The organism is Kocuria palustris, from assembly GCF_007666205.1.
GTDB lineage: Bacteria > Actinomycetota > Actinomycetes > Actinomycetales > Micrococcaceae > Kocuria > Kocuria palustris_A.
Map to the genome: position 1 here is coordinate 277346 of NZ_VDOR01000002.1, position 25622 is coordinate 302967.

The 25622-nt window shown below is 73.5% G+C and carries 23 protein-coding genes and 3 tRNA genes; 17 read left to right on the forward strand and 9 right to left on the reverse strand.

The genetic code is table 11. From position 1 onward, the window contains the following. On the reverse strand, positions 1 to 984 hold the full coding sequence (gene rarD / locus FSY66_RS03340; RefSeq protein WP_260853418.1) for an EamA family transporter RarD: 984 nt from the start codon (positions 982 to 984) through the stop codon (positions 1 to 3). Next, positions 981 to 2390, reverse strand: a complete 1410-nt coding sequence (locus FSY66_RS03345) for a DUF6882 domain-containing protein (RefSeq protein WP_144791256.1) — start codon at positions 2388 to 2390, stop codon at positions 981 to 983. The genes rarD and FSY66_RS03345 overlap by 4 nt, the downstream gene beginning before the upstream one ends. 64 nt (positions 2391 to 2454) lie before the next feature. Here FSY66_RS03345 and FSY66_RS03350 point away from each other — a divergent pair, with 64 nt between their 5' ends. Then, a complete protein-coding gene (locus FSY66_RS03350) occupies positions 2455 to 3945 on the forward strand; it encodes an SseB family protein (protein ID WP_144791258.1) in 1491 nt (496 codons plus the stop codon). 118 nt (positions 3946 to 4063) lie between these two features. Here FSY66_RS03350 and FSY66_RS03355 read toward each other — a convergent pair whose 3' ends face one another. Beyond that, positions 4064 to 5584, reverse strand: a complete 1521-nt coding sequence (locus FSY66_RS03355; protein ID WP_144791260.1) for a catalase — start codon at positions 5582 to 5584, stop codon at positions 4064 to 4066. A gap of 76 nt (positions 5585 to 5660) precedes the next feature. Then, positions 5661 to 6206: a Fur family transcriptional regulator gene (locus FSY66_RS03360; protein ID WP_144791262.1), complete on the reverse strand. Its 546-nt coding sequence runs from the start codon at positions 6204 to 6206 to the stop codon at positions 5661 to 5663. Between the two features lie 323 nt (positions 6207 to 6529). Between FSY66_RS03360 and FSY66_RS03365 the strand changes: the two genes are divergently transcribed. Then, entirely contained in the window at positions 6530 to 9379 is a 2850-nt protein-coding gene (locus FSY66_RS03365) for a sigma-70 family RNA polymerase sigma factor (RefSeq protein WP_144791264.1), read from the forward strand. Between the two features lie 127 nt (positions 9380 to 9506). Continuing rightward, on the forward strand, positions 9507 to 10382 hold the full coding sequence (gene htpX / locus FSY66_RS03370; RefSeq protein WP_144791266.1) for a zinc metalloprotease HtpX: 876 nt from the start codon (positions 9507 to 9509) through the stop codon (positions 10380 to 10382). Positions 10383 to 10484: 102 nt separating this feature from the next. Here the strand turns inward: htpX and FSY66_RS03375 are convergent, their stop codons facing one another. Further along, complete coding sequence (locus tag FSY66_RS03375; protein WP_144791268.1) at positions 10485 to 10976, reverse strand: YajQ family cyclic di-GMP-binding protein; 492 nt, start codon at positions 10974 to 10976, stop codon at positions 10485 to 10487. Positions 10977 to 11185: 209 nt separating this feature from the next. Here FSY66_RS03375 and FSY66_RS03380 point away from each other — a divergent pair, with 209 nt between their 5' ends. The 3 genes from FSY66_RS03380 to trxA all read left to right on the forward strand — a co-directional run bounded on the left by FSY66_RS03380 (position 11186) and on the right by trxA (position 12170). Beyond that, entirely contained in the window at positions 11186 to 11428 is a 243-nt protein-coding gene (locus tag FSY66_RS03380; RefSeq protein WP_144791270.1) for a hypothetical protein, read from the forward strand. Positions 11429 to 11493: 65 nt separating this feature from the next. Then, a tRNA-Tyr gene (locus FSY66_RS03385) sits at positions 11494 to 11575 on the forward strand. 205 nt (positions 11576 to 11780) lie between these two features. After that, on the forward strand, positions 11781 to 12170 hold the full coding sequence (gene trxA / locus FSY66_RS03390; protein WP_144791272.1) for a thioredoxin: 390 nt from the start codon (positions 11781 to 11783) through the stop codon (positions 12168 to 12170). 160 nt (positions 12171 to 12330) lie between these two features. Here the strand turns inward: trxA and FSY66_RS03395 are convergent, their stop codons facing one another. Continuing rightward, entirely contained in the window at positions 12331 to 13080 is a 750-nt protein-coding gene (locus FSY66_RS03395) for a VIT1/CCC1 transporter family protein (RefSeq protein ID WP_260853419.1), read from the reverse strand. An 88-nt stretch (positions 13081 to 13168) separates the two neighbouring features. After that, on the reverse strand, positions 13169 to 14200 hold the full coding sequence (locus FSY66_RS03400; protein ID WP_260853420.1) for a DNA-3-methyladenine glycosylase family protein: 1032 nt from the start codon (positions 14198 to 14200) through the stop codon (positions 13169 to 13171). A gap of 355 nt (positions 14201 to 14555) precedes the next feature. On the opposite strand from FSY66_RS03400, the gene FSY66_RS03410 reads away from it, so the two are divergent. From FSY66_RS03410 to FSY66_RS12770, 11 genes are all read left to right on the forward strand, one after another. After that, positions 14556 to 16406 (forward strand): DEAD/DEAH box helicase, encoded by a 1851-nt coding sequence (locus FSY66_RS03410; protein ID WP_260853421.1) that lies wholly within the window; start codon positions 14556 to 14558, stop codon positions 16404 to 16406. Positions 16407 to 16550: 144 nt separating this feature from the next. After that, positions 16551 to 18191 carry a sensor histidine kinase gene (locus tag FSY66_RS03415; protein ID WP_144791274.1) on the forward strand — a complete coding sequence of 547 codons (1641 nt, stop codon included), beginning with the start codon at positions 16551 to 16553 and terminating at the stop codon, positions 18189 to 18191. Positions 18192 to 18291: 100 nt separating this feature from the next. Then, positions 18292 to 18960 carry a response regulator transcription factor gene (locus FSY66_RS03420; RefSeq protein WP_144791276.1) on the forward strand — a complete coding sequence of 223 codons (669 nt, stop codon included), beginning with the start codon at positions 18292 to 18294 and terminating at the stop codon, positions 18958 to 18960. 74 nt (positions 18961 to 19034) lie between these two features. Next, positions 19035 to 19634: a hypothetical protein gene (locus FSY66_RS03425; RefSeq protein ID WP_144791278.1), complete on the forward strand. Its 600-nt coding sequence runs from the start codon at positions 19035 to 19037 to the stop codon at positions 19632 to 19634. A 46-nt stretch (positions 19635 to 19680) separates the two neighbouring features. After that, positions 19681 to 19752, forward strand: a tRNA-Thr gene (locus tag FSY66_RS03430). 59 nt (positions 19753 to 19811) lie between these two features. Next, positions 19812 to 19885 (forward strand) — tRNA-Met (locus tag FSY66_RS03435). 162 nt (positions 19886 to 20047) lie between these two features. Then, positions 20048 to 20497, forward strand: a complete 450-nt coding sequence (locus FSY66_RS03440; protein ID WP_144791280.1) for an FAS1-like dehydratase domain-containing protein — start codon at positions 20048 to 20050, stop codon at positions 20495 to 20497. Next, positions 20494 to 20997 carry a MaoC/PaaZ C-terminal domain-containing protein gene (locus FSY66_RS03445; protein WP_144791282.1) on the forward strand — a complete coding sequence of 168 codons (504 nt, stop codon included), beginning with the start codon at positions 20494 to 20496 and terminating at the stop codon, positions 20995 to 20997. Before FSY66_RS03440 ends, FSY66_RS03445 begins: the two co-directional genes overlap by 4 nt. Next, positions 20994 to 22322, forward strand: coding sequence for an MFS transporter (locus FSY66_RS03450; protein ID WP_144791284.1), 1329 nt, complete (start codon positions 20994 to 20996; stop codon positions 22320 to 22322). Before FSY66_RS03445 ends, FSY66_RS03450 begins: the two co-directional genes overlap by 4 nt. A 10-nt stretch (positions 22323 to 22332) precedes the next feature. Further along, a complete protein-coding gene (locus tag FSY66_RS03455; RefSeq protein WP_144791286.1) occupies positions 22333 to 23460 on the forward strand; it encodes a UDP-N-acetylmuramate dehydrogenase in 1128 nt (375 codons plus the stop codon). Continuing rightward, positions 23457 to 24002, forward strand: coding sequence for a PGPGW domain-containing protein (locus FSY66_RS12770; RefSeq protein WP_260853422.1), 546 nt, complete (start codon positions 23457 to 23459; stop codon positions 24000 to 24002). Before FSY66_RS03455 ends, FSY66_RS12770 begins: the two co-directional genes overlap by 4 nt. Before the next feature lie 59 nt (positions 24003 to 24061). Here the strand turns inward: FSY66_RS12770 and asd are convergent, their stop codons facing one another. Further along, complete coding sequence (asd, locus tag FSY66_RS03465) at positions 24062 to 25207, reverse strand: aspartate-semialdehyde dehydrogenase (protein ID WP_144791288.1); 1146 nt, start codon at positions 25205 to 25207, stop codon at positions 24062 to 24064. Between the two features lie 64 nt (positions 25208 to 25271). Further along, positions 25272 to 25619 (reverse strand): GNAT family N-acetyltransferase, encoded by a 348-nt coding sequence (locus FSY66_RS03470; RefSeq protein ID WP_144791290.1) that lies wholly within the window; start codon positions 25617 to 25619, stop codon positions 25272 to 25274. Positions 25620 to 25622: the final 3 nt, after the last annotated feature.

Sequence of the window (25622 nt, forward strand, 5' to 3'; positions counted from 1 at the left end):
TCAGCGCGCGCCGTCGACGGGACCGCCGGGCGTGCTCGCGGCGCGCAGGCGGCGGCGCCGGCGATCCGCCAGGAGCGCGTCGGCGATCATGAGCGCGACCGCCGCCCAGACGACGAAGAACCCGGCCCAGCGCTCGGGCGGCATGTGCTCGTGCAGGACGGCCACGGCCACGACGAACTGCAGGATCGGGGCGATGTACTGCAGCATCCCCACCGTGCTCAGGGGCAGATTGGCCGCGGCCAGGCCGAAGAGCAGCAGGGGCACCACGGTGATCACCCCGGTGCCGACCATCAGCGCCGTGTGCCCCGTCCCGGCGGTCCCGAAGACCAGCGCGTCCTGCCGGACGAGCAGGCCGACGATGACCGCGGAGGGCACCAGCAGGACCAGGGTCTCGACCGAGAGGGTGGCCAGCGCGGGCCAGCTGCCGCCGACCAGGGACTTCACGAGGCCGTAGAACCCGAACGTGAAGGCCAGCCCGAGCGAGAGCCAGGGGACCTCGCCGTAGAAGACGGACATCACGAGCACTGCGAGCGCCCCGAGCCCCAGGGCGCCCCATTGGAGGGGACGCAGCCGCTCGCGCAGCACCAGGACTCCCAGCAGGATGGAGACCAGGGGGTTGATGAAGTACCCCAGAGAGGCCTCGAGCGTGCGCTCGGTGGTCGCGGCGACCGTGTAGAGGGTCCAGTTGAGGCCCACGAGCACCGCGGCCACCGCCAGGATGCCCAGCACCCTGGGGGTGCGCAGCGCCTCGAGGAAGCGGCCGAACTGGCCGAAGACCGCCAGCAGGATCAGGCACAGCACCAGCGCGAAGCCGATGCGCATGGACACGATCTCCCACGGGCCCGCCGGCAGCAGCGCGACGAAGTAGAGCGGCAGCACCCCCCACAGGGAGTACGCGGCCGCGCCCTGGAGCAGCCCGCGGCGGGGATTGCGCACCCGGCGGTCGTCGACGACGGCCCCCGGCTCCTCCGGGGAGTCGCTCACCGTCCGAAGAAGCGGCTGAGGAAGCCCTTCTTGCGGGGCTGGGCGGCCTCGGCGTCGGCGGGAGCCACGGTCTGCTCCTCCACGTCCGCCTCCTGCTCCCTGAGCTCGTCGGCGCCGATGCGGTCGATGACCTCGGCCTCCTCGGCCGTGCCGACGGCAGGCTCCCGCGCCTCGGTCTGCTCGGCGCGCTCGTCCGTGCGGACCTCCTCGCGCTCGACGACGCGGACGTCCTCGGTCTCGACGACGCGCTCGGCGACCGGCTCGCGGGCCGGCTCCGCATCGGCGACCGGCACGGTCGAGGTGGTGACCTCGCCCGGTTCCACGTCGCGGCGCGGATCCTGATCGAAGGGGAGGTCGTCATCGGCCGCGGCGCCGCCGTACGTGACGACAGGCTCCTCCCGGCGCTCGTCGTGGGAGACCTCGTAGGCCGGCTCGTCCTCCCGCGCCGCCACGGGCTGCTCGGAGCTCGGCACCGGGGCCTCGAGCTCCTCGCGGGAGAGCTCGGCGGGCAGCGGAGGAGCCTCGGCGGCCTCGACCGGGGCCTCGGCGGCCTCCGCCTCGGCGCGCTCCCGGGCGGCAGTGGCCTCGCGGCGGGCCTGCTCCTCGGCGTCCCGGGCGGCGCGGTCGCGCTCGGTCTGCTCGGCGGCGATCCGCAGCGCGTCGTCGCGGTCGGCCCGCAGGGCCTGGCGGCGGGCCGCGGCCTGCTCCTCCAGCGCGAGGAGCTCCTGCTCGCCCACCAGGGGGTCGGCGGACTCCGCGGCGTCGATCCTGCGGTCCTCGAACCACAGCCGCTGGGCGCCCGTGCGCGTGGTGATCACGCAGGTGGCCTCGGTGTCCCACTCGATGTGGGCTCCGCGCAGGCGGACGTAGGAGTCCACCGCGCGGCTGTGGTCCTCGGCGGTGCCGGTCTGCAGGGCCTCGGCGATCACGCGCATCATGGTCTCGACGCTCAGGGCCGGCAGCTCGAGCTCCGAGCCCTCCAGCAGCAGCCAGGCCGTGACATGGCCTCCCACGCGCGCGGGGTAGTGGGCCCAGATCCCGGTGACGGTCTTGGCCGCGAGGGTGAGCCGGCGGGCCAGGCCGTCCTCGCTGTCGATCTCGTCGGTGATCAGCTCGCGGACGTCGCCGCGGGCACCGGTCTGCCGGGCCTGGACAGCGGCGGCGACGACCTCGGGCGGGAAGTGGCCGAGCTCCTGCCAGGCCCAGATCCACGAGCCGCGGCTCGTGGAATCGGTGCCGAGCAGGTGAGGGGTCAGGACCACGGGCGGGTCGGACTGCAGCGTGAAGGACGGCGCGGAGAAGTCGACGTCCCACTCGACGCCCTGGCTCAGTTCGGCCAGACGCGCCTGGTGCTCGGTCGAGATGAAGACCGAATCGTCGATCAGCTGCTGCAGTGTTGTCGTCATGGGGCACAGGCTAGCAATGGCAGGGCCCGACCGCGCGGCAGACCGGTCTCGATAGGCTGATCCCATGACGCAGGAGCCGACCCCCGCACCCGCCCGCTCCGGACGCCGCTCCGGGGCCCACAGCGCCGAGCAGCTCTCGGATGCGCAGATCACGCAGATCCTCCAGGACGAGCTGCGCACGATCGGGCAGTGGGTCCTGGGGGTCGTCGACGCCCAGCCCGGCTGGCGGCGGATGATCCTGGATGTCAAGCCGCAGGGCGGCCGCGTCTGGGTGCGCATCTCGGAGGAGCGCGACGGCCGAGTCCGGCCGGGGACGGTCGGTCCGCTCAACGCCCAGAGCCCCGTCCTGCGCAGCATCGAGCGCCTCCAGTCGCTGAGCTACCGCCCGGGCCGGGGCACCTGGTTCGCCACGAGCGTCATCGTGATCGCCGACGGCTGGCCGGATCCCGAGCACCGGTTCACGGCCCAGCACTCCTTCGACGACCGCCCGGCGGTCTTCGGCGACGAGGGGCCCTACGAGATCGCCGACGCCCTCGAGCATCTCGAGCGCTTCCCGCGCACGGAGGACCGCGTCCCGGCCTGGCTGGGGGACATGGCAGCGGAGGCCGACGAGGCGATCCCGGTCCTGGCACCGGAGGACGTGGCCTCGGCCCAGTCGGAGGCCACGGTGAATCCGCTGCTGCGGGAGGCGGTGCTGAGCTTCGCGGCCGCGCCCTCGGACGAGACCATGATCGAGGTGCTGCGTCAGGCCATGCAGGGAGTCGTGGTGCTGGACGCCAGCGGCTCCGATCTGGTGCCGGGGCCCGGTGGCGAGCAGCCCGGGCCGGACTCCACGATCCGGCTGCAGAGCCTGCGCGAGGACGACGGCACCGTTGCCCTGGCCGTGTTCACGTCGGAGGAGGGGGCTCGCGAGGCCTACCGGAGGTTCGCGGGGGAGTCGGGCGAGCCCACGCTGCTGCAGCAGCCCTCGCTCGTCCCGCTGCGCATCATGCTCCAGGACGGGCAGTACGACCAGCTCGTGATCGACCCGGGGGCGGCCTCCTGCCGGATCCCGCGCCGGCAGATCGAGTGGGCCATGTCCTCGCCGCGCAACGACATCGTGAAGGGCGGACTCGTCAGCGGGAGCATCCCGCAGGTCCTGGGGGGCATGGTCGGGCGGGACTCCCGACTGATCCTGGCCACGGAGCCCCCGCGCGACGGGGCCGTGCCGCCGCCGGTCTTCGCCGCGAACGAGGACGGCACGGCGGACACGCTCTACGTCTTCACCTCGGCCGTCGAGGTGGCGGCGCTGGACCCCGCGCTCGAGGCGCGGGCGGCCTCGGGCCGCGACGTCCTGCGCCTGGCCCTGGACTCGGGGGCCCGGCGGATCCGGGTCAACGCCAAGGCGCCGATGGCCGTGTTCGAGATGGACGAGATCTTCCGCCTCCTGGCCTCCCTGGAGGAGTCCGAGCTGGCCGAGCAGCGCGAGGCCGAGGAGGACCGGGACCCCGCCTCCGCCGACGAGGACCCGGGCGCGCTGCCCGGTGATCAGCCGTTCTCCCCGGACGGGCGCTGACGCCCGGACTCGCGCGGACCGGGCCGCAGGAGCCGGACGGCAGCGGGCCCCCGACCGATCGGTCGGGGGCCCGCTGCCGTCGACACGGGCTCAGCGGCCCGCGCGGCGATCCGTCGGATCACACGTACTTGGCGTCGGAGCCGCGGTTGGCCGCCTCCGCCTCGCGCACGCGCCTGCCGAGCTCCGGGTGCACGTTCTCCCAGTACTGGAAGGCGCGCTCCTTGATCGTCTCGTCGTGGACGTCGCCGACGTGCCCGGCGATGTTGTCCACCAGGATCTGCTGCTCCTCGGCGTCCATGACCTCGGAGTACAGCCGACCGGGCTGCGAGAAGTCGTCATCCTCCTCGCGCAGGGTCGCGGCTGCGCGGACCATCTCGCCGTCGGTCTCCCAGGCCATCTCGTCGGCCGGCTTGACGCCCTGGCCCGCCACGGGCCCGCCGACGGAGTTGGGGGCGTACACGGGCTGGTTCGGGCCCTTGAAGGTGTAGCGCATGGGGCCGTCGTGCGAGTACGAGTTGTTCTGCGCGTAGTGCGGGTAGTTGACCGGCAGGTCCGCGAAGTTCGCCCCGATGCGGTGGCGGTGCGTGTCCGGGTAGGAGAACACGCGGGTCATCAGCATCTTGTCCGGGGAGATCTCGTGGCCCGGCACGGTGTTGCCCGGGGAGAACGCCGCCTGCTCGATCTGCGCGAAGTAGTTCAGCGGGTTCTGGTTGAGCACGAACCGGCCGATCTTCTTCCGCGGGTAGTCCTTGTGCGAGATCGTCTTGGTGACGTCGAAGGGGTTGACCTTGTAGGTCTTCCCGTCCTCGTACGGCATGATCTGCACCTCGACGGACCAGGCGGGGTAGTCGCCCTTCTCGATCGAGTCGTACAGGTCGCGGCGGTGGTGATCCGCGTCCTGGCCGGCGATCTGCGCGGCCTCTTCGCCGGTCAGGCCCTCGACGCCCTGCTCCGAGATGAAGTGGTACTTCACCCAGAAGCGCTCGCCGGCGTCGTTGACCCACTGGAAGGTGTGCGAGCCGTAGCCGTTCATGTGGCGCCAGGTCTTCGGGATGCCGCGCGAGCCCATGAGGTAGGTGACCTGGTGGGCCGACTCCGGGGACTGGGTCCAGAAGTCCCACTGCATGGTGTTGTCGCGCAGGCCCGAGCCGGGCAGGCGCTTCTGCGAGTGGATGAAGTCCGGGAACTTGATGCCGTCGCGGACGAAGAAGATCGGGGTGTTGTTGCCCACGATGTCGAGGTTGCCCTCGGTCGTGTAGAACTTCAGCGCGAAGCCGCGGGGGTCGCGCCAGGTGTCGGGCGAGCCCTGCTCGCCGGCCACGGTGGAGAAGCGGGCCAGCATGGGGGTCTTGGTCCCCTTCTGGAAGACCGCCGCCCGGGTGTACTGCGAGACGTCCTCGGTGATCTCGAGCTCGCCGAAGGCGCCGCCGCCCTTGGCGTGCACGACGCGCTCCGGGACGCGCTCGCGGTCGAAGGCCGCCAGCTTCTCGACGACGTAGGAGTCGTGCAGCGCGATGATGCCGTCCGGGCCGCCGCTCGTCAGCGAGTGGGCGTCCGACTGGACGGGCTTGCCCAGCTGGTCGGTCGTGAACTCGCCGGTGGAGCGCAGTCCCTCTTCGTAGATGTTCTTGTCGGCCACGGTGTTCCTCCTGGTGAGGTGATCTTGCGGTGGTCGTGGGGCGGTCCTGCGGGTGCAGGACCGTCCACGGCCCGGGTCAGTCGGCAGCTGCGACCGCTCCGGGTGTCGATGGGGCGGCTCCGGCCGGTCCGCCGGCTGCCGCCTCGGCGGCTCGGCACTCCCGGCAGATGCCGCGGTACAGGACGTCGGCGGAGAGCAGGACCATGCCGTGGTCCTGCGCGGGGGTGAGGCACGGTGCCTCGCCCACGGCGCAGTCGACGTCCTCGACGGTGCCGCAGCGCACGCAGTACGCGTGGTGATGGTTGTCCCCGGTGCGGGTCTCGTAGAGCGCCGGGCGGCCCGGCGGCTCGAACTTGCGCAGCATCTCCAGGCCCGTGAGGTCCGTGAGGACCACGTACACGGACTGGGTGGTGATGCTCGGCAGCTCCTCGCGCACGAGGCCTGCGATCCGCTCGGCCGAGCTGTGCGGGTGCGTCTGCACCGCCGCCAGCACCGCGAGGCGCTGCCGGGTCACCCGACGCCCCTGGGCCCTCAGCCGCCTGCTCCAGTCGTCCCTGGTCACAGCGGGGCCCTCGGTCGTCGGAGCCCGATCGGGGTCCGTGTCGAGTGCTCGTGTCCGCATGTCCGTCACTCTACCCGCAATTCTGAGGAAGTCACAACAAGTGCGTGTCCCGAGTCACATGACCTGCCGGCGTTCCGGGGGCTGATCTGGGGCGATTCCGCATGGCCGCGATCCGGCGCCCTCGGTCACAGGTTGGTCCGGGACTGCGGCGGTGCCTAGGATCGGCACGTGACGGCCGCTCTTCCGCCCGAGGCATGGCGGCCTGCCGGGACGAGGCCGCCGACGGCCGCCGGCTCCGCCGCGGAGCCTCGGCCCGGTGCCTCCCGGTGCCCAGACCGGAGGCGGGAGAGCGTGACCCCCTGTCCGAGAGCGATGGCGCGCCCATGAACCCTCAGCACGAGCATCCCGACCGGAGCGGCGAGCCGCAGGCAGACGACCTGCCCGCCGCCCCCGGCGATGGCGCGCGCCCTGGGGCCGGTCCTCAGGACGCGGGAGCCCCGGCGGATCCGGCCGAGCCGGCGCGGCAGGCCGGGTTCGAGGACCCGCAGGCCGAGGACGAGCCCCTGGCCGATGAGGTGCTGCTCGAATCGGCCCGTGCCGGCGACGACGGCTCCTACGCCGCGCTGTACGAGCGGCACCGATCGACTGCGCTGAACGTGGCGCGGATGCACACGCGCAATCTCCACGACGCGGAGGACCTCGTCTCGGAGGCCTTCGCCCGGGTGCTCAGCGTCATCCGCCGCGGCGGCGGCCCGCGCAAGCACATGCGCAGCTACCTCGTCACCACCATCGGGCGCCTGGCCGTCGACCACGGCCTGGCCCAGGGGCGGGTGCGGCCCTCGGACGACGAGCACGAGCTGGATCGGCCCGAGGAGTTCGACGACGTCGTGGTGCGCCAGTGCGAGGCCGCCGCCGTCGCCAGCGCCTACGGATCGCTGCCGGAGCGGTGGCAGGCCGTCCTGTGGCACACCGAGGTCGAGGAGATGAAGCCGGCCGCGGCCGCCGAGGAGCTGGGCATCAGCCCGAACGCGGTCTCCGCGCTGGCCAAGCGGGCCAGGGAGGGTCTGCAGAGCGCCTATCTCCAGGCCCAGGTCTCCGCCGAGGCCACCAACGCCTGCCCCGAGTTCGCCGGCGATCTCGGGTCGTTCGTCTCGGGCAGCCTGGCCTCGCGCCGCAGGACGCAGCTGCAGCAGCACCTCGACGAATGCCCGCGCTGCACGGCCGAGTACCTCCAGCTCGAGGACACGGGCGTCGGCATGCGGGTCTGGGTCCTGCCCGTGCTGGCCGCGCTGCCGCTGTGGGGCACGGAGTCCAAGGTCCTCGCAGCGCTGCTGGCCTCCGGAACGGGCCTGGCGGCCCCCGACGCCGGAGGGCCGGCCGAGGAGTCCGCGGCCGCCGGGGCTGCGGAGCCCGCCTCGGGCGATCCCGCCGGGGCCGAGGCCGGTGCGGATGCCGGGCCCGGCGACCCGGCGGCCGCGGCCGGTGCCGGAGCCGCAGGAGCGGGCTCCGAGAAGGCCGGCGGCACCGCCGGTGGTGCCGGGGCGGGTGCCGGTGCCGGCATCGCCGGCGGGATCGGGCTCAAGGTCGCCGTGGGCGCGATGGCCGCGGCGGCCGCCGTCTCGTTCGTCGGACTCGGAGTGATCACCCTCGTGCAGGACGACGAGGGCGGGGCCACGACGCTCGGCGGGCTGCCGTTCCCCGCCGGCGAGGGCTCGGCGGACGGCTCGGACGACGACGAGACCGCCGAGAGCGAGGAGCGCGACACCTCCGACGGCTCCCTGTTCGGCGACGCGGACGACGACTCCCGGGGCGTCATGCTGCGACGGGAGCCCACTGCCGCGCCCGAGAGCCCGAGCCCGGGAGATGCCGAGTCCTCCTCGGACGGGCTCCTGGCCTTCGGCGGCGGGGCCGGCGACGGCGCTCAGGGCGATGCCCCCGGCCCGGGGAGCGAGAACGCGGCCGACCCGTCCGAAGGCGGGGAGCAGGGCAGTGCGGACGGCGCCGCCGCGCCGGCCGAGTCCGAGACCGGCGGCGGCACCGGGCTCTCCGCCGGGGGCGAGGGGGCGGCGCCCGCACCCGCAGAGGGCGACCCGGCTCCGTCCCGGCCCGACGGCGCGGGAGACGGGGCTGCCGAAGGCGGCTCCGCCGCAGAGGACCGCCGGCCGGCGGAGGCCGAGGAGGGCGGCGGCATCGGGGCGGCAGGCCCGCCGCCGCGCGGTGAGGAGGGCGTCGAGCAGGCCCCGCCCGGCGAGGGCGGGGACGCGGGCGCGCAGGACTCCGGGACCGGAGGGGCCGCGCCCGAGGAGACGGGCGGCCCGGGGGCGGGAGACGAGGCTCCCGGCGACCCGGGCCCCCGGCCGGACAGCGAGGCCGATGCGCTCCTTCCGACCGCGGACCCGGGGGCCGACGCGCCGGGCAGCGCCGAGCCCGCCGAGTCCGCTCCGAGCGGCGAGACAGCCGAGGCGGAGGCCCCTGCTGATGACACTGCCGCGGCCAGCGAGGAGGATGCCGGCTCGGCGATGCCCCCGGCCGATGCCGATGGTGAACCGGCTCCGGAGCCGGGGCCCGAGCCGGAACCTGCGCCCGCTCCGAACCCGGAGCCTGAACCGGAGCCGGCCCCTGGACCGGGTTCGGAGCGGTCGGCTGACGCTGGTGCCGCCCCGCGCCCGGAGCCGGCTCCCGAGCCCACCCCCGACCCGGCCCCGGAGCCCAGCCCGGAGGCCACGTCGGAACCCGCGCCGCAGCCGAGCGGGGAGCCCTCGCCCGAGCCCGACCCGCGCCCGGAGCCGTCGCCCGAGCCGAGCCCGGGACCGTCGCGCGAGCCGAGTGCGGAACCGACCGCGCCGGCCCCCGACCCCACCACGACCCCGGCGCCCGCCCCTGAGCCCGGGTCCGAGCCGTCTCCGACGCCCACCCCCGCGCCGACGCCCGAGCCCGCTCCTGCGCCGGCACCCGAACCCACCGCGACGCCGACACCCGCCCCAGAGCCGTCGCCCGAGCCGACCCCGCCGCCCCCGTCGGAGCCCGCTCCCGAGCCGACCCCGGAGCCCACCGCTCCGGTGCCGTACGACGGAGGGACGGATCCCGGGCGGCCGCCGGCCTCCGAGGGCGGGAGCACGTGGATCTGGGTGCCCCGTTCGGAATGGGATGTGCTCTGGCAGACGCTCTTCCCGGACCTGGACGGATACTGGGCCCCGGCCCCGAATACGTCGGGCGGGGGAACAGCCGGCTGAGTCAGCCGGTTGCCGACTGACGGGGGCCCGCTCGGCGCGGGCCCGCCCGCAAGCGGCTGAGGCCCGCAGACCGGGCGCACGACCGACGTGGCCCGCCCGGGGCCGATCGAGAGGAAGACCTTCGCGGATGCACCGACATTTCAACGGCCTGAAGACCGCAGCCCTGCTCGGCGGGATGTGGGGGCTGCTCATCCTGATCGGCTACGGGCTGGCGGTGAGCTCGGGCAGCTCCGTGTTCATCCTGCTGTTCGCGCTCATCGGGCTCGGGACCACGGCCTACAGCTATTGGAACAGCGACAAGCTCGCGCTGCGCTCCATGCGCGCCGTCGAGGTCTCCGAGCAGCAGGCGCCGTGGCTCCACGCCACCGTCCGCGAGCTCTCCGATCGCGCCCAGCAGCCCATGCCGCGGCTCTACGTCTCGCCGACGTCGAGCCCCAATGCCTTCGCGACCGGCCGCAATCCGCAGAACTCGGCCGTGTGCGTGACCGAGGGCATCCTCCAGCTGCTCAGCCAGCGCGAGCTGCGCGGCGTTCTGGGGCACGAGCTGCAGCACGTCTACAACCGCGACATCCTCACGTCGTCGGTGGCCGCGGCGATCTCGGGCATCATCACCTCGATCGCCCAGTTCCTCCAGTTCGCCGCGGTCTTCGGCCGCGGCGGGGACGAGCGCGGCAATCCGCTGGCGGCCCTGGCCGTGGCCTTCCTGGCGCCGGTCGGGGCGAGCGTGATCCAGATGGCGATCTCGCGGACCCGCGAGTTCGACGCGGACGAGGCCGGCGCCCGGCTCACCGGGGACCCGCTGGCCCTGGCCAGCGCGCTGAACAAGATCGAGCACGGGGTGAACGCCAGGCCGCTGTCCACCGGGGACCAGTCCGTGGTCAACACGTCGTCGATGATGATCGCCAATCCGTTCCGCGGCGGCGGCCTGTCCCGCATGTTCAGCACCCACCCGCCCACGGCCGAGCGCATCCAGCGGCTGCAGGGCATGGTCGAGAACGGCTGACCCGGGGACACGGCGGAGCCGCACGCACGAGGGCGGCCGGGAGCATCGCGCTCCCGGCCGCCCCTCGTATGTGCTCGACGGCGCCGCCGTGCGGCCCGCCCGTCAGCGGAAGTTGATGAACTGCAGGTCCACGTCGAGGTCCTTGCCCTTGAGCAGGGCGATCGTGGCCTGGAGGTCGTCGCGGGACTTCGAGGAGACGCGCAGCTCGTCGCCCTGGATCGTGGCCTTGACGCCCTTGGGGCCCTCGTCGCGCACGATCCTGGTGATCTTCTTGGCCTCGTCCTGGGCGATGCCCTCCTTGATCGAGGACTCGATCCGGTACTCCTTGCCCGAGGCATAGGGCTCGCCCGGGTCCAGGGACTTGAGGGAGATCCCGCGCTTGGCCAGCTTGGACTGGAAGACGTCGAGCACGGCCTTGGCGCGCTCCTCCGAACTGGCCTTGACGAGGATCTTCTCGCCGGAGAAGTCGATCTCTGCTCCCACGCCGCGGAAGTCGTAGCGCTGGGCGACCTCCTTCTGCGCCTGGTTCATCGCATTGGACACCTCCTGCTTGTCGACCTTGCTCACGACGTCGAAGGTGGAATCGCTGGCCATGGTGCGCCTCCTGGGGCTCGGGTCATCGGAGCAGACCTCGGCGTCGGCATCCGCGGCAACAAGTCATCGCGGTTGCCGAACGGCCTCGGACGGGCTCCGGGGGCATCTCCCGCGTGATCACGGGCCTTTCGGGCCCCAGTCTAGGAGCCGTGATCGAATCGTGATGCAGCCCTCATGATTCGCACAGGTGAACGTCGGAGCATGGAGACATGGACCTGATCGACAAGCCCGCAGCAGCGCGCGCCGGGGCAGCGCACCTCCGCCGGCCCCCGTCCACCGGCCGCCGCGACCCCCGGTTGGACGGCGTCGCCGAAGAGCTCGCACAGGCCGTGGCCCGCGGCGACGTCTCGCGCGAGCAGGCCGATGCCTTCCTGGCCCGGCTGACTCCGAGGGCCGAGCGCCCTCGACCGCGGGGAGCCTCCTCGTCGGGGGATTTGGCCCGCGGGCGGTGATTCAGTAAAGTTGCAGTGCTCCCGCACAGGGAGCATCTCCTGCGCCGGTCCGCCGGCGCGGTCGCGGCAGATTACCCGAGCGGCCAAAGGGGGCTGACTGTAAATCAGCTGGCACTGCCTTCGGGGGTTCGAATCCCTCATCTGCCACCCGAGGTCCTCATGCTGCAGGACCCGACGGACGCCCCGGATCCCATGGGATCCGGGGCGTCCGTCGTCTCGGCGCGGACCGGCCCCGGGGACGACCGCGGCGGCCCGGCCGCCTTCGCAGCCCCCGTCCGGCGCGGAGGGCGGCGCGTCCACCGAGGGCGAACCGGGCCTGACGCGATCTCCACCGGTCCGTAGGGTGAGTGCCATGGCTACCGTTGAGATCACCCAGGAGAACCTGCAGGAGACCCTCACCCAGAACGACATCGTCCTGCTGGACTGGTGGGCCGACTGGTGCGGCCCCTGCAAGCAGTTCGCACCCACGTTCGAGGCGTCCTCGGAGAAGCACCAGGACGTGGTGCACGGCAAGGTCGACACCGAGGACCAGCAGATGCTGGCCGCCTCTGCCCAGATCAGCTCGATCCCCACGCTCATGGCCTTCCGGGAGGGCGTGCTCGTCTTCTCCCAGGCCGGTGCGCTGCCCGAGTCGAGCCTCGACGAGGTCGTCGAGGCCGTGAAGGGCCTGGACATGGAAGAGGTCCACCAGAAGGTCGCCGAGCAGCAGGCCGAGGCCGAGTCGGGCGACGACCGGTCCTGAGGCCGCCGACCGGCCGCCGACGCCCGTGCGGCGGCGGCATGGCAGCGACCCCGATCCGCAGAACACGGCGAAGGGCGCCCCCGAGCGGGGGCGCCCTTCGCCGTGCCTGGATCCGGCTCGCGTCCGCTGCCGGCTCACGGCGCGTCCTCGGCCGGAGGCCTCACATGCCGACGAGGGCGCCGATCGCGTAGGTGATCGCCAGGGCCGCGCCTCCGCCGAGCACCAGCCGGGCGACTGCGCGCATCCGGTGCGGAGCCCCGCCCAGATGCGCGCCCAGCCAGCCGGTCAGTGCCAGCGCCGCCAGCACGGCGACGAAGGTCAGCGGCACGGCGATCGACGCCGGCGGCAGGAGGATGGCCAGCGCCGGCAGGAGGGCGCCCAGCGTGAAGGCCAGCCCGGAGGAGACGGCCGCGCCGATCGGGGAGGGGATGTCCTCGGCGTCGAGCCCCAGCTCGATGTCCAGGTGGGCGCTCAGGGCGTCGGCCGCCGTCAGCTCCGTCGCGGCCTGCAGCGCGGTCGGCCTCGACAGGCCCTTGGCCTCGAGCAGGCCGGCGAGCTCGTGCAGCTCGGCCTGCGGCATCTGCTTGAGCTCGTCCCTCTCCCGGTCGATGAGGGCCTTCTGCGAGTCGGTCTGCGAGGACACCGAGACGTACTCGCCCAGCGCCATCGACAGAGCCCCGGCGCTCACGGATGCGAAGGCCGCCAGCGCGAGCCACCCCTTGTCCGTGGTGGCGCCCGCGATGCCCACCAGGGTGGCGGCCACCGAGATGATGCCGTCGTTCGCCCCCAGCACCCCGGCCCGCAGGCGGTTCATCCGCTCGCCGTAGCCCTCGAGCTGAGGCTCGGGGTGCTCGGCGACGACCTCGTCGTCCTGCTCGGGCATGGGGGAGGGAGTGGCTGCGGCGCTCATGAGGCCGATGCAACTCCGGTCCGGCCGGCCTGTCCAGACAGGACAGCCTGTGCTGACCTGTCCGCTCGGCGCATGTCCCGGCGCGGGCTCAGCGCTGCCGGTGGTCCTCCGGGGCCAGCCGCGGGCCCCTGCGCTGCGCGGACCAGCTCGAGCCGTGCAGCAGGCGCACGACGCGCTGCCGGTGCCCCTTCCAGGGCTCGAGGATCCGGAGCATCCGGGCGTCGTCGCCGCGGCGCCCGTCGAAGTACTCGGTGACGTGATGGGCGAGGTGGTAGTCGAGCACGCTGATCCGATCGGGATCCCCATGGCTGACCTGCAGGGTCTCGGCGATGGTCCAAGGACCCACTCCCGGCAGCGATGCGAGCGCCCGCTCGAGCTCCTCGTCCGGGGGGCGCCGGTCCCAGCGCGCCAGCGCCGCGGCGCGGCTCGCGACGACCTGCAGCGTGCGCGAGCGGGCGGGATCGACCCCGGCGCGGTGCCATGACCACGACGGGATGCGTCGCAGCCGCTCGGGCGCGGGCAGCACGGCCATCCCCTTCGGAGCGGGCCCCGGTGCGGGGTCGCCGTGGGCGCGCGCGAGCCAGCGCTGCTCCCGGACGGCCTCGTGGCCCGTGACGCGCTGCTCCAGCACGGCGCTCACGAGCGCGTCGTACAGCCGGCCCGTGGAGATCAGCCGCAGCCCCGGGCTGTCATGGCGGGATCGGCGCAGCTGCTCGGGAAGCAGCGACCACGAGGCGGAGTCCTCGAAGGCCCTCCAGTCGTCGTCCTGCCCGCACCACCGCGGCGCCTCCTCGAGGAAGGCCGCAGCGCCCGCCCCCCAGGCGTCGACCACGACGTCGCGGCGCAGCGGGTCGAGGTCCCCGGCGCGGGAGAACCGCGCCGTGACCGGGGTATCGCCCACGCGCGCGGTGATCCAGACGCGGTCCCGGGACTCCGCGCGAGCCGTGGTGTGGCGCTCGCCGCGGGTCAGTGGGCCGAGCGACTGCGCGAGATCCAGCGGGCCGTCGGGGCTCCAGCGCCGCCGGCGGCCCCCGTCGGCGCGCGGGGCCGCGAGGGCCTCGGGCGCCGATGCCGCGGCAGCGAGCCCCGTGCGGTCGGCGGGGGAGAGGGTGCTGGACATGGCGATGATCGTGGCACGAGCCGCCGACAGCGCAGCGCTCGGGGTGTCTCTGCTCACGATGGCCGCCGGGCCCCGCCGGAGGAGGGCGCCCGTGCGCTAGGCTGAGCCGACCATTCCGGTCCGATCCCTGGATCTGTCGTGCACCGACGTCGCATCGCCGGTGCTCAGCGGCCCGCCGAGGCCGCGCGAGTCCCACCGCACCCGCTCCGGCCCTCTTCGAGGCCGGCTGCCGTGCGGTTCACGGCGCAGGACGCCGTCCGCACTCGGGGAGCACCGGAGCCATGTGCAGCCCACTTCCGGAGACCGCATCGACTGCGGGGCTTCGTCGTGCGCTCTACCCCCGTGAGGAGCTCGGATGAGCGACAGGACCCCCGACCAGAACACCCGCGGCAGCCAGGGCGCCGAGACCGCCCAGGACGAGCCGCAGGACCAGCAGGCCGTCCCGGCCTTCGCCGAGCTCGGCATCGACGGCCGCGTGCTGGCGGCGCTGGAGGGCATCGGCTACGAGAAGCCCTCGCCCATCCAGGCCGCGACCATCCCCGTGCTGCTCGAGGGCCGCGACGTCGTCGGCATGGCGCAGACCGGCACCGGCAAGACCGCGGCGTTCGCGGTCCCCGCGCTGTCCCGCCTGGCCGAGCTCGCCGATCTCAACGGCCCGACGGCCGCGACCCAGGTCCTCGTGCTGGCCCCCACCCGCGAGCTGGCGCTGCAGGTCGGCGAGGCCTTCGCCTCCTACGCCGCCCAGCTGGAGGACTTCACGGTCCTGCCCGTCTACGGCGGCTCCTCCTACGGGCCGCAGCTGGCCGGGCTGCGCCGCGGGGCCCAGGTGGTCGTCGGCACCCCGGGCCGCGTGATCGACCACCTCAAGCGCGGGTCGCTGACGCTGCAGGACCTCCAGTACCTGGTCCTGGACGAGGCCGACGAGATGCTGCGCATGGGCTTCGCCGAGGACGTCGAGACGATCCTCTCCCAGACCCCGGAGGAGAAGCAGGTCGCGCTGTTCTCCGCGACGATGCCGCCGGCGATCCGCAAGATCGCGCAGAAGTACCTGCGCAGCCCGGAGGAGATCTCGGTCAAGGCGAAGACCTCGACCGCGACCAACATCCGCCAGCGGTACCTCCAGGTCATGGGCGCGCACAAGCTCGAGGCCATGACCCGCCTGCTCGAGGTGGAGGAGCACGACGGCATCATCGTCTTCGTGCGCACCAAGGCCGCGACCGAGGAGGTCGCCGAGAAGCTGCGCGCCCGCGGCCACGCCGCCGCCGCGATCAACGGCGACATCCCCCAGCAGGCCCGCGAGAAGTCCGTCGAGCAGCTGCGCTCCGGGAAGATCGACATCCTCGTCGCCACGGACGTCGCCGCCCGCGGCCTGGACGTCGAGCGCATCTCCCTGGTCGTGAACTACGACATCCCGCATGACACGGAGTCCTACGTCCACCGCATCGGCCGCACCGGCCGCGCGGGCCGGTCGGGCGATGCGATCCTCTTCATGACCCCGCGGGAGAAGTACCTCCTGCGCGCGATCGAGAAGACCACCCGCCAGCCGGTCGAGCAGATGGCCATGCCCTCGGTCGAGGACGTGAACCGCACGCGGGTGGACCAGTTCGCCCAGTCGATCACGGACACGATCGAGTCGCAGGACCTCGGAGCCTTCCGCAGCATGGTCGAGGCCTATGTCGAGAAGCACGACGTCGACCCGGTCGAGGTCGCCGCCGCCCTGGCCGTGATCTCCCAGGGCGGCCAGCCGTTCTTCGCCGAGGAGCTGCCCGAGCCGCCCAAGCGCAAGGACCGCGAGCGCGCAGAGCGCTCGGAGCGCGGCGGACGCGCGCCGCGCGCGGAGGAGGGCAAGGCCACGTACTGGATGGCCGTCGGGCACAAGCACCGCGCCCTCCCGGGTTCGATCGTGGGCGCGCTGACCAACGAGGGCGGGCTCAAGGGCTCGGACATCGGCGCGATCGAGATCAAGCCGTCGTTCACCCTGATCGGCCTGCCGGACGATCTCTCCCGCGGGGATCTCGAGCGCCTGGGCGCGATCGAGATCAACGGCCAGCGCCTCGACATCCGCCAGGATCGCGGCCCCAAGGGCGGCGGCCGCAGCGATCGCGGCGGCCGCCGCGGCGGCCGGTCGGCCCGCCCGGAGCACGGCGGCGGCCACAAGAAGTTCACCGGGGGCCGCAAGGGCGGCCAGCGCCACGGCTCGCGCTGAAGCCCCTCCGGCCGCGCCGGCCCGGCGCCGCCGAGCCGGCTCGTCCAGGCCCCGTCCGCGGCCGCCCCATCGCGGCGCGCACGATGACGGGGCCTGCTCGCCTGCGCCCTCGGACGCGGCGGGCCGTTCTCGTATCGTGAGCCCATGACCGCCGCCTCCTTCGCCGCCTCGCGTATGGCCGCCCTGCGCTCGCAGCTGTCGTCGGTGCGCGGACGGGCCCTCGTCGTCGTCGTGACGATCACGGCGCTGACGGTCCTGGCGATCGGCGCCGTCACGCACTGGGTGCGCCTGGGCCAGCTCGAGACCTCGGTCGTCCAGGGCACCGAGCAGGAGGCGGGAGAGCTGCAGCGGCTGCTGGATCGCGGGCCGGCCTCGGCCTCCGAGGACCAGGCGGACCGCGTCCCCACCGAGCTGCCGCCGGAGGACGCCTACGACAGCACCTTCGACAGCGTCGAGCACCTGCTGTGGACCTTCATGTCCACCTCCGTGCCGGCCCACAACGAGGTGATCGTGGGCGTGGTCGACGGCGACGTCCGCTACACGTACGACGGGCCCGCAGGCGAGGGGCTCAGCCCCGAGGCGATCGAGGAGGTCGTGCGGGAGCACGGGCAGCCGGGGCGGACGGTCCACACGATGGACGAGCACGACGACCGCGACATCGGCTTCGGGCTCATCCACGTGGACATCGCCGGCGACGAGCAGGAGGGGTACCTGGTCGTCGCCACGGACATCACCGCGGCCCGCGCTGACATCATCGACTCCTGGTGGCGCTACGTCCTGATCTCGCTGCTGTTCCTGGTGGCGGCCTCGGCCGTGGCGTACTTCCTGATCGGGCGGGTGACCGCGCCGATCTCCCGGCTGCGCGAGGCCACGGAGTCCATCTCGGCGCACGATCTCTCCGAGCGGGTCCAGGTGCCCGGCCAGGACTCGGACATCTCCAACCTGGCCGAGAACTTCAACAGCATGCTGGACCGGATCCAGACCGGCTTCGAGGAGCAGCGCCAGTTCCTGGACGATGCTGCGCACGAGCTGCGCACGCCGCTGACGATCCTGCAGGGCAATCTCGAGCTGATGGACGAGGACGACCCAAAGGACGCCGCGGAGACCCGGGACCTGATGCTCGACGAGATCGGGCGCATGAACCGGCTGGTCGAGGACCTCCTGCTGCTGGCCAAGTCGCGGCGCCCCGACTTCATCCGCCCCGCGCCGATGGAGGTGGAGGCGTTCATGGACGACGCCTGCGCGCGGGTCAGCGCCCTGTCCGCGCAGCGCCGATGGCTCGTGGACGTCTCGACCGACGGCGCCCTGTCCGCGGATCGGGAGCGGCTCATGCAGGCGGTCATCCAGCTGGCGGCCAATGCCGTGAAGCACACCGACGAGGGCGACACGATCGCGCTCGGGGCCATGTGGGTGGACGACGCCCGCCGGGCGGGAAGCCGCAGGCTCGAGCTGTGGGTCCGCGACACCGGCGAGGGGATCGCCCACGCCGATCAGCTGCGCATCTTCGAGCGCTTCGGCCGGGCGGCCGCCGGGCGCACCGTCGAGGGGTCGGGCCTGGGGCTGTCCATCGTCTCGGCCATCGCGGCCGGCCACGGGGGCCGGGTGGGGCTGCGCTCCTCGCCGGGCCGGGGGTCCTGGTTCACCCTGCACCTGCCCGAGCACGGGCCGTCGGCCGACGGCTCGGACCCGGCGGCCGTCGGCGGGGCGGTCCCCGAGATCCAGCTCGACAGCATGCCGGACAGCGCCGCAGGGGAGATCGAGCCTCGGCCGGCCGCCGGCCCGTGACGACCGGCGGGACTCTCCTGCGCCTCTCATCTGAGCGTGCGAGCCTGCCCGGGCGGGGACGGCCCGTGCACGGCGACGACTCCCGAGGGGGCAGGCACCGATGGCGAACATCCTGATCGCGGAGGACGAGGAGAGGATCTCCCGCTTCATCCAGAAGGGCCTGCGCGCCTCCGGCTACGAGACCACCGTGGTCGAGGACGGGGTCGAGGCCCTCGACCTGGCCAGCACCGGGATCTACGACCTGCTCGTGCTCGACATCGGGCTGCCCGGCCTGGACGGCTTCGAGGTGCTGTCGCGGCTGCGCTCCGGCGGCTCGGCCATGCCCGTGATCATGTGCACGGCCCGCGACACCGTCGAGGACACGGTCCAGGGGCTGGACTCGGGGGCCGACGACTACCTGGCCAAGCCGTTCCGCTTCGCCGAGCTGCTGGCGCGGGTGAAGGCGCGCCTGCGGCAGGTCGGCGCGGCCGGGGACAGCGACGGCCGCATCTCGTGCGGGACCCTGACCCTCGACATCGCCCGGCGATGCGCCTTCGTCGAGGACCGGGAGATCGCGCTGTCCGCCCGCGAGTTCTCCATGGCCCAGGTCTTCCTGGAGAACCCCGGCCAGGTCCTGACCCGCGACCTGCTGCTGAACAAGGTCTGGGGCTACGACTTCGAGGGCTCCTCGAACGTCGTGGACGTCTACGTCCGCTACCTGCGCAACAAGCTGGGGGCGCAGCGGATCATCACCGTCCGCGGCACCGGCTACCGCCTGGCCGAGATCTGAGCCGAGCCCGGGGGGGCTCCGGAGCACGTCGGGTCCTCATCGCCGTCTCATCGGCCGTCGGCACTGTGGGGGACATGCGATTCCTCTGGTCAGCCCTCGCTCTGGTCGCCGCTGCGACGATCGCCGTCGCGCTGTGGATCTCGATCGGCTCGGCCTCCGGCGAGCCCGATGTCCTGGGCGACGGCGTCGAGCAGCAGGCGCCGCAGGAGACGGCCGCGCCCGATCGGACCGCGCCTCCGGAGGACCGCGAGGCCGAGGACGACCCGAGCGGCGACCCGTTCCGGGACGGGCCCGGCGGGGCCTCGGACGGCGAGCCGAGCGGCACGGAGGCCGGGGGAGAGCCCGCGGCCGACGAGCCGGCCGCGGGCCCGGACGGGGGATCGGGGCCCGCGCCGGGCTCAGGGCCCGCGCAGGGCACCGCACCGGAGGCGGCCGGGCAGGAGCCCGGCCGCGGCTCCGGCGACACGGGCGCACCGGCTCCCGCCCCCGTCCCCGCACCGGCACCCGCGCCGGCCCCGGCTCCTGCGCCGGCCCCGGATCGGGGCACTGTGCCGGTCCCGCTGGAGCGTCCCCAGCCCTACTACGGCGGCGACGACGCGGACGACGACTGGGGCGATGACGACGGGGACGACGAGTGGGACGACGATGCCTGGGAGGGCGACGGGGACGACTGAGCCGATTTCACGTCCCGAGCAGGTGTGCTGTACAGTATTCGCCGTTGCCCCGATAGCTCAGTGGTAGAGCGCCATCTTGGTAAGATGGAGGTCCCGGGATCGATTCCCGGTCGGGGCTCTCGAGATGAGGGCCCGCATCCGCGTCATGACGGGGAGGCGGGCATCATCATCTCTCCTGGCGGTGTAGCTCAGCTGGTTAGAGCGCACGACTCATAATCGTGAGGTCGACGGATCGAGCCCGTCCACCGCTACGGACCAGGAAGCCCGTGATCCCCTGCGGATCGCGGGCTTCCGTCATTGCAGAGCCCCTCGGCTCTTCCGACCTGCTCGGCCGCTTCCGCACCGCGTCGTCGCCGGCGCCCCTGCGCGGCAGCGCGACCGGGTCCACGCATCGACCGGGAGGTTCCACCGCCATGGCCATCACCCCCGAGCTCGTCGGCCGGACGTATCCGGCCATCGAGCCCTACTGCGTCTCCCGCGAGGCGGTGCGCGCGTTCGCCGCCGCCGTGCGCGCCCAGGACCCAGCGCACACGGATCCCGAGGCCGCCCGGGCCCTCGGGCACGACGACCTGGTGGCGCCGCCCACCTTCGCGATCGTCGTCGCCCAGCGCGCCGAGGCCGCCGTCGTCGCCGATCCCGAGGCAGGGATCGACTTCTCCCGCGTGGTCCACGCGGACCAGCGGTTCACGCATGCCCGCCCCATCGTCGTCGGCGACGAGCTGAGCGCGGCCACCACGGTCGATGCCGTGCGATCCGTGGGCAGCGGCGCCATGGTGACGTTCCGCACCGAGATCACGGACCCTCAGGGGCGGCCGGTGTCGACCGCGCGCTCGTCCCTGCTGGTGAGAGGAGACGACCAGTGACCGCAGCGAACAGCGCCCCCGTGCTCGCCGAGCTCGAGAAGGGGCAGGAGGTGGCGCGCCGCGAGCTCGAGCTCTCCCGAGCCGATCTGGTGCGCTACGCCGCCGCCTCCGGGGACTTCAACCCGATCCACTGGAACCAGGCGTTCGCCCGCTCCGTCGGGCTGCCGGACGTGATCGCCCACGGGATGCTCACCATGGGCGCGGCCATGCAGGTCGTCGCGGACTGGGCCGGCGATCCCGCCCGCGTGATCGACGTCCAGACGCGCTTCACCAAGCCGGTCGTGGTGCCCGACGGCGTCCGGGAGGGCTCCGTCGAGATCGAGCCGTCCACCGCGCTGAGCGTCGTCGGCGTCGTCGGCGCCCTGGACGAGGAGGAGGGGACGGCCCGCATCGATCTCACGGTGACGGCCCCCGACCTCTCCGACCCGCAGGCCGATCCCGCCGCGGCGGCCCCGCAGAAGGTCCTGGTGAAGGCCCAGGCCGTGGTGTCCTGCCGTTGAGCGGCGGCTCCTCCGGCCCGAGCCTGCGCCCGTGGCGCCTGGCGGTCTTCGCCGTCTACTTCGCCTCCGGCATCGCGATCTCCGCGTGGCTGACGCGGATCCCCGCGATCTCCGAGCAGCTCGGCCTGGGTCCCGCGGCCATGGGCGCCCTGCTGCTGACGCAGACGATCGCGGCCTTCGCCTCCGTCTCCACCTCGGGCATGACCGTCATGCGGCTGGGGGCCAGGCGCACGATCGCGGTCACCGCGGGGCTGGTGGTGCTCGGGATGATCCTCATCGGGGTCGGGGTGAGCCTGCTCGGCTCCGTCGCGGCCACGGCCGTCGGGATGCTGCTGTTCGGACTCGGCTCCGCGACCTGGAACGTCGCCTCCAACGTCGAGGGAGCAGCGCTCGAGGGCGCCATGGGACGCAGCATCATGCCGCTGATGCACGCCTTCTTCTCGATCGGCACCGTCACGGGGGCCGTGGTCGGCTCCCTGGCCACCGCCGGGGGCGTGCCGGTGGTGTGGCACGTCGGCGGCATGGCACTGGCCATGGGCCTGCTCGTGGCGCTCGCGCTGCCGCGCTTCCAGGGCGAGCGGCGCGCCTCGGCGACCGCGCCCGAGGCGAATCCCGTCTCCTCCCAGATGCCGATCATCACCGGGACCCTGCAGCGGCTGGACCTCGACTCCGACGGGCGGGCCCGCGAGCCCGCCGCCGTCGCAACGGACCCCTCGTACGGGGTCGGCGACGCCTGGCGCGACCGGCGCACGATCCTGGTGGGCGTCTTCGTGCTCGGCATGGCGCTGACCGAGGGCGCGGCCAACGACTGGGTCGCCCTGGCGATCACCGACGGCTACGACGCCCCCGCCCACCTGGGCGCTATCGGCTACGGCATCTTCGTGGCCGCCATGACCACCGGCCGGCTCAGCGGCACGTGGCTGATCGACCGGTTCGGGCGCCTCCCGGTGCTGCGCACGGCCTGCGCCCTGGCCCTGGTCGGGCTGGGCGTGTTCGTCTTCTCCCCGTCGCTGCCCGTCGGCATGGTCTCCCTGTTCCTGTGGGGCCTCGGCGCCTCGCTCGGCTTCCCCGTGGGCATGTCCGCGGCGGCCGACGACCCGCGCCGCGCGGCGGCCGGCGTCTCGGTCGTGTCGACGATCGGCTACGGCGCCTTCCTGGGCGGACCGCCCCTGCTCGGGCTGCTGGGCGAGCTCGTGGGCGTGCGCCAGGCCCTTGCGCTCGTCATGCTCTTCGTCGTCGTCTCCCTGCTGCTCGTCTCCAACCTGCGCCCGCCTGCCGCCGCGGAGGGCCCGGCCGTCGCCGCAGGCCGGGGCGCTCGTCGTTAGGATCGATGCCATGACTTCTGCGGATCGTCCCGAGCTCTCGGAGCTGACCACCACCCGGATCGGCGGGCCCGCGGGGCAGTACCGCCGCGCGCGGAGCCAGCAGGAGATCATCGCCGCTGTGCAGGAGGCCGATGCCGCCGGGCGCCCGGTGCTGCTCGTGGGCGGCGGCTCCAACCTGCTCGTGGGCGACGACGGGTTCGACGGCGTCGTGGTGCACCTGACCTCCCAGGGGGTCGCCGTCGCACGGGATGCCGAGGGGACCGGGGCGCTCGTGACCGTTCAGGCGGGCCACTCCTGGGACGACGTGGTCGAGCAGACGGTCGAGCAGGGGCTCGTGGGCCTCGAGGCGCTGTCCGGCATCCCCGGCACCGCCGGGGCCACGCCGGTGCAGAACGTCGGCGCCTACGGCAGCGAGGTCTCGCGCACCATCGAGAGCGTGCGCGTGTGGGACCGCCGCGACGCCGAGGTGCGCGGCTTCACGGCCGACGAGCTCGAGTTCGCCTACCGGGACTCGCTGCTCAAGCGCACGACCGAGTCCGGCTCCCCGCGCTACGTCGTCCTCGAGGTCGCGTTCCGCCTGGTCGCCGGGACGGCGTCCTCCCCGGTCCAGTACGGCCAGCTGGCCGATGCCCTGGGGGTCGCGGTCGGCGAGAGCGCGCCCCTGCGGGCCGTGCGCGAGACGGTGCTCGGGCTGCGCGGCTCGAAGGGGATGGTCCTGGACCCGCAGGACCCGGACACGTTCAGCACCGGGTCGTTCTTCACGAATCCGATCGTGGCCGTCGACGACGCCGAGCAGCTGCTGCCGGCCGACGCCCCGCGCTTCCCCGTCGTCGACGGCGCCGGGGCGCCGGTCGAGGGGCAGACGAAGCTCTCGGCCGCCTGGCTGATCGATCGGTCCGGCTTCGGCAAGGGCTTCGGCCTGCCCGGCACGCGCAACGAGCGACTGGGTCTGGAGGGCGAGGACGTGGCACGGGGCCGCAGCGCGGTGTCCACCAAGCACACCCTGGCCATGACCAATCGCGGCGAGGCCAGCGCGGCCGACGTTGAGGCCCTGGCGCGCACCGTGCGCGACGGCGTGGCAGAGGCCTACGGCATCCGCCTGGTGCCGGAGCCGGTGATGGTGGGCTTCTCGCTGTGAGCGGGCCCGCCCCCGGGCCCCCGCAGCCGGATCCCGGGGCGCCCGTCCGGCCCGCCGCGGAGACCGAGGCCGCCGCCGACCCCCGTCAGCGGCCCGGGACGGAGCTCGGCGAGGAGATCCAGCGCGGCCAGGACGAGAACCATCCCCTCCGACGGCGGCTGCGGGCCTTCCAGGACTGGTCCCACCGCGGCTCCCGGCTGCGCCGAGTCCTGGTCATCGGGACGGTCTCGATCGTGGGCTTCGCGCTGCTGGCCGCCGGGGTGGTCATGTGGTTCATCCCCGGGCCCGGGTGGCTGTTCGTCTTCCTGGGCATCGGCGTGTGGTCGCTCGAGTTCACCTGGGCGGAGCGGCTCAACGGCTGGGCGCTGCGTCAGCTCGCGCGGCTGTGGGCGTGGTGGCGCGACACCCGTCTGGTGGGCTGGTGGCGCTGGTGCGTCTCCGGGCCCGCCGAGCGCTCGCAGAGGGCCGGGGAGGCAGCCGAGGCGCAGCGCAGGGGCCGCCCCGTCCGCAGCGGCGCGCGCAACGACCCGCCGGGGGCCTGACTCCCGCTGCGGCGGCGTGCCGGGGCTCCCCGGAGCGAGCAGGGATCAGCGGGAAGGGCTCAGAGGGCCCCGACCGCGATCCGGAGCATCCGGCGCAGCGGCTCAGCGGCCCCCCACAGGAGCTGGTCGCCGACCGTGAAGGCCGAGAGGTACTGCGGGCCCATCGACATCTTGCGCAGGCGCCCCACCGGGATCCGCAGCGAGCCGGAGGCCGAGACGGGGGTCAGCCCGCTCATCGAGGCCTCCTTCTCGTTCGGCACCACCGCGGCCCACTCGTTGTCGGCCTCCAGGAGCCGCTCGATCTCCTCGACCGGGATGTCCTCGGTCAGCTTGAGCGTCAGCGCCTGGGAGTGCGAGCGCATGGCGGCGATGCGCACGCACAGCCCGTCGATCGGGATGGTCCGCTCGCCGGAGCGGCCCAGGATCTTGTTGGTCTCCTTCTCGGCCTTCCACTCCTCCCGGGACCGGCCATCGCCCATGTCGGCGTCGATCCAGGGGATGAGCGAGCCGGCCAGCGGGACGCCGAACTGCTCGGCATCGAGGTCGCCCGAGCGCTGGGCCTCGAGGACCTTCCGGTCGATCTCCAGGATGGCGGAGGCCGGATCCGAGAGCTCGGCCGAGACGGCGTCGCCGAGATCGCCGAACTGCCGGAGCACCTCGCGCATGTGCCGGGCGCCACCGCCGGAGGCGGCCTGGTAGGTCATCGAGGTGGCCCACTCGACCAGGCCGCTGCGGAACAGGCCGCCCAGCCCCATGAGCATGCACGAGACCGTGCAGTTGCCGCCCACGAAGTCCTTGGTGCCCCCGGCCAGCGCGGCGTCGATGACGTCGCGGTTCACGGGATCCAGCACGATGACGGAGCTGTCCTCCATGCGCAGCGTGGACGCGGCGTCGATCCACAGCCCGTCCCACCCGCTCTCGCGCAGCCGACGGTGCATCTGCGAAGTGTAGCCGCCGCCCTGGGCGGTCACGATGATCGGCAGCTTCCGCAGCGCCTCGACGTCGTCCGCGTCCTGCAGGACGCCCGTGTCGCCGAGCCCCTCGATCGCCGGGGCCGGGGACCCGGGGGAGGAGGTCGAGAAGAAGACGGGCTGGATGTCGGCGAAGTCGCCCTCGGCGCGCATGCGGTCCATGAGGACGGAGCCGACCATCCCGCGCCATCCGACGAGGCCGACGGCGGGTGCGGAGCTGTGATCGGTGGTCATGGCCCCAGTGTAGGGGGGCCACGGCGGGCCCCGCGATGCGGGGCGGGCCGAAGATCGCGGCCGATCAGTCCGCGACGACCGCGCGGAACTGCGGGAACCGCTCGAGGTAGTCCTGGACGTAGGTGCAGGTGGGGCGCACCAGGACGCCGGCCGCCTGGCAGCTCTCGAGCAGCAGGGTGACCAGCGTGCGGGCGTAGCCCTGCCGGCTGCAGCGCTCGTCGATGATCGTGTGCTGCAGCTCGAGGGTGCCGTCCGTGCGGCGCTCGACGCCCTCGAACCCGATGAGCGTGTCGTCGAGCCACAGCTCGATCCGGCCGCTGCCGGTGTTGTCGACCAGATGCAGCTGCGGGTCCTCGTGGATCCGCGGCTGCGGGTGCTCGATGCCGTCCGGGGCATCCTGCGGGGCGCTCATGGG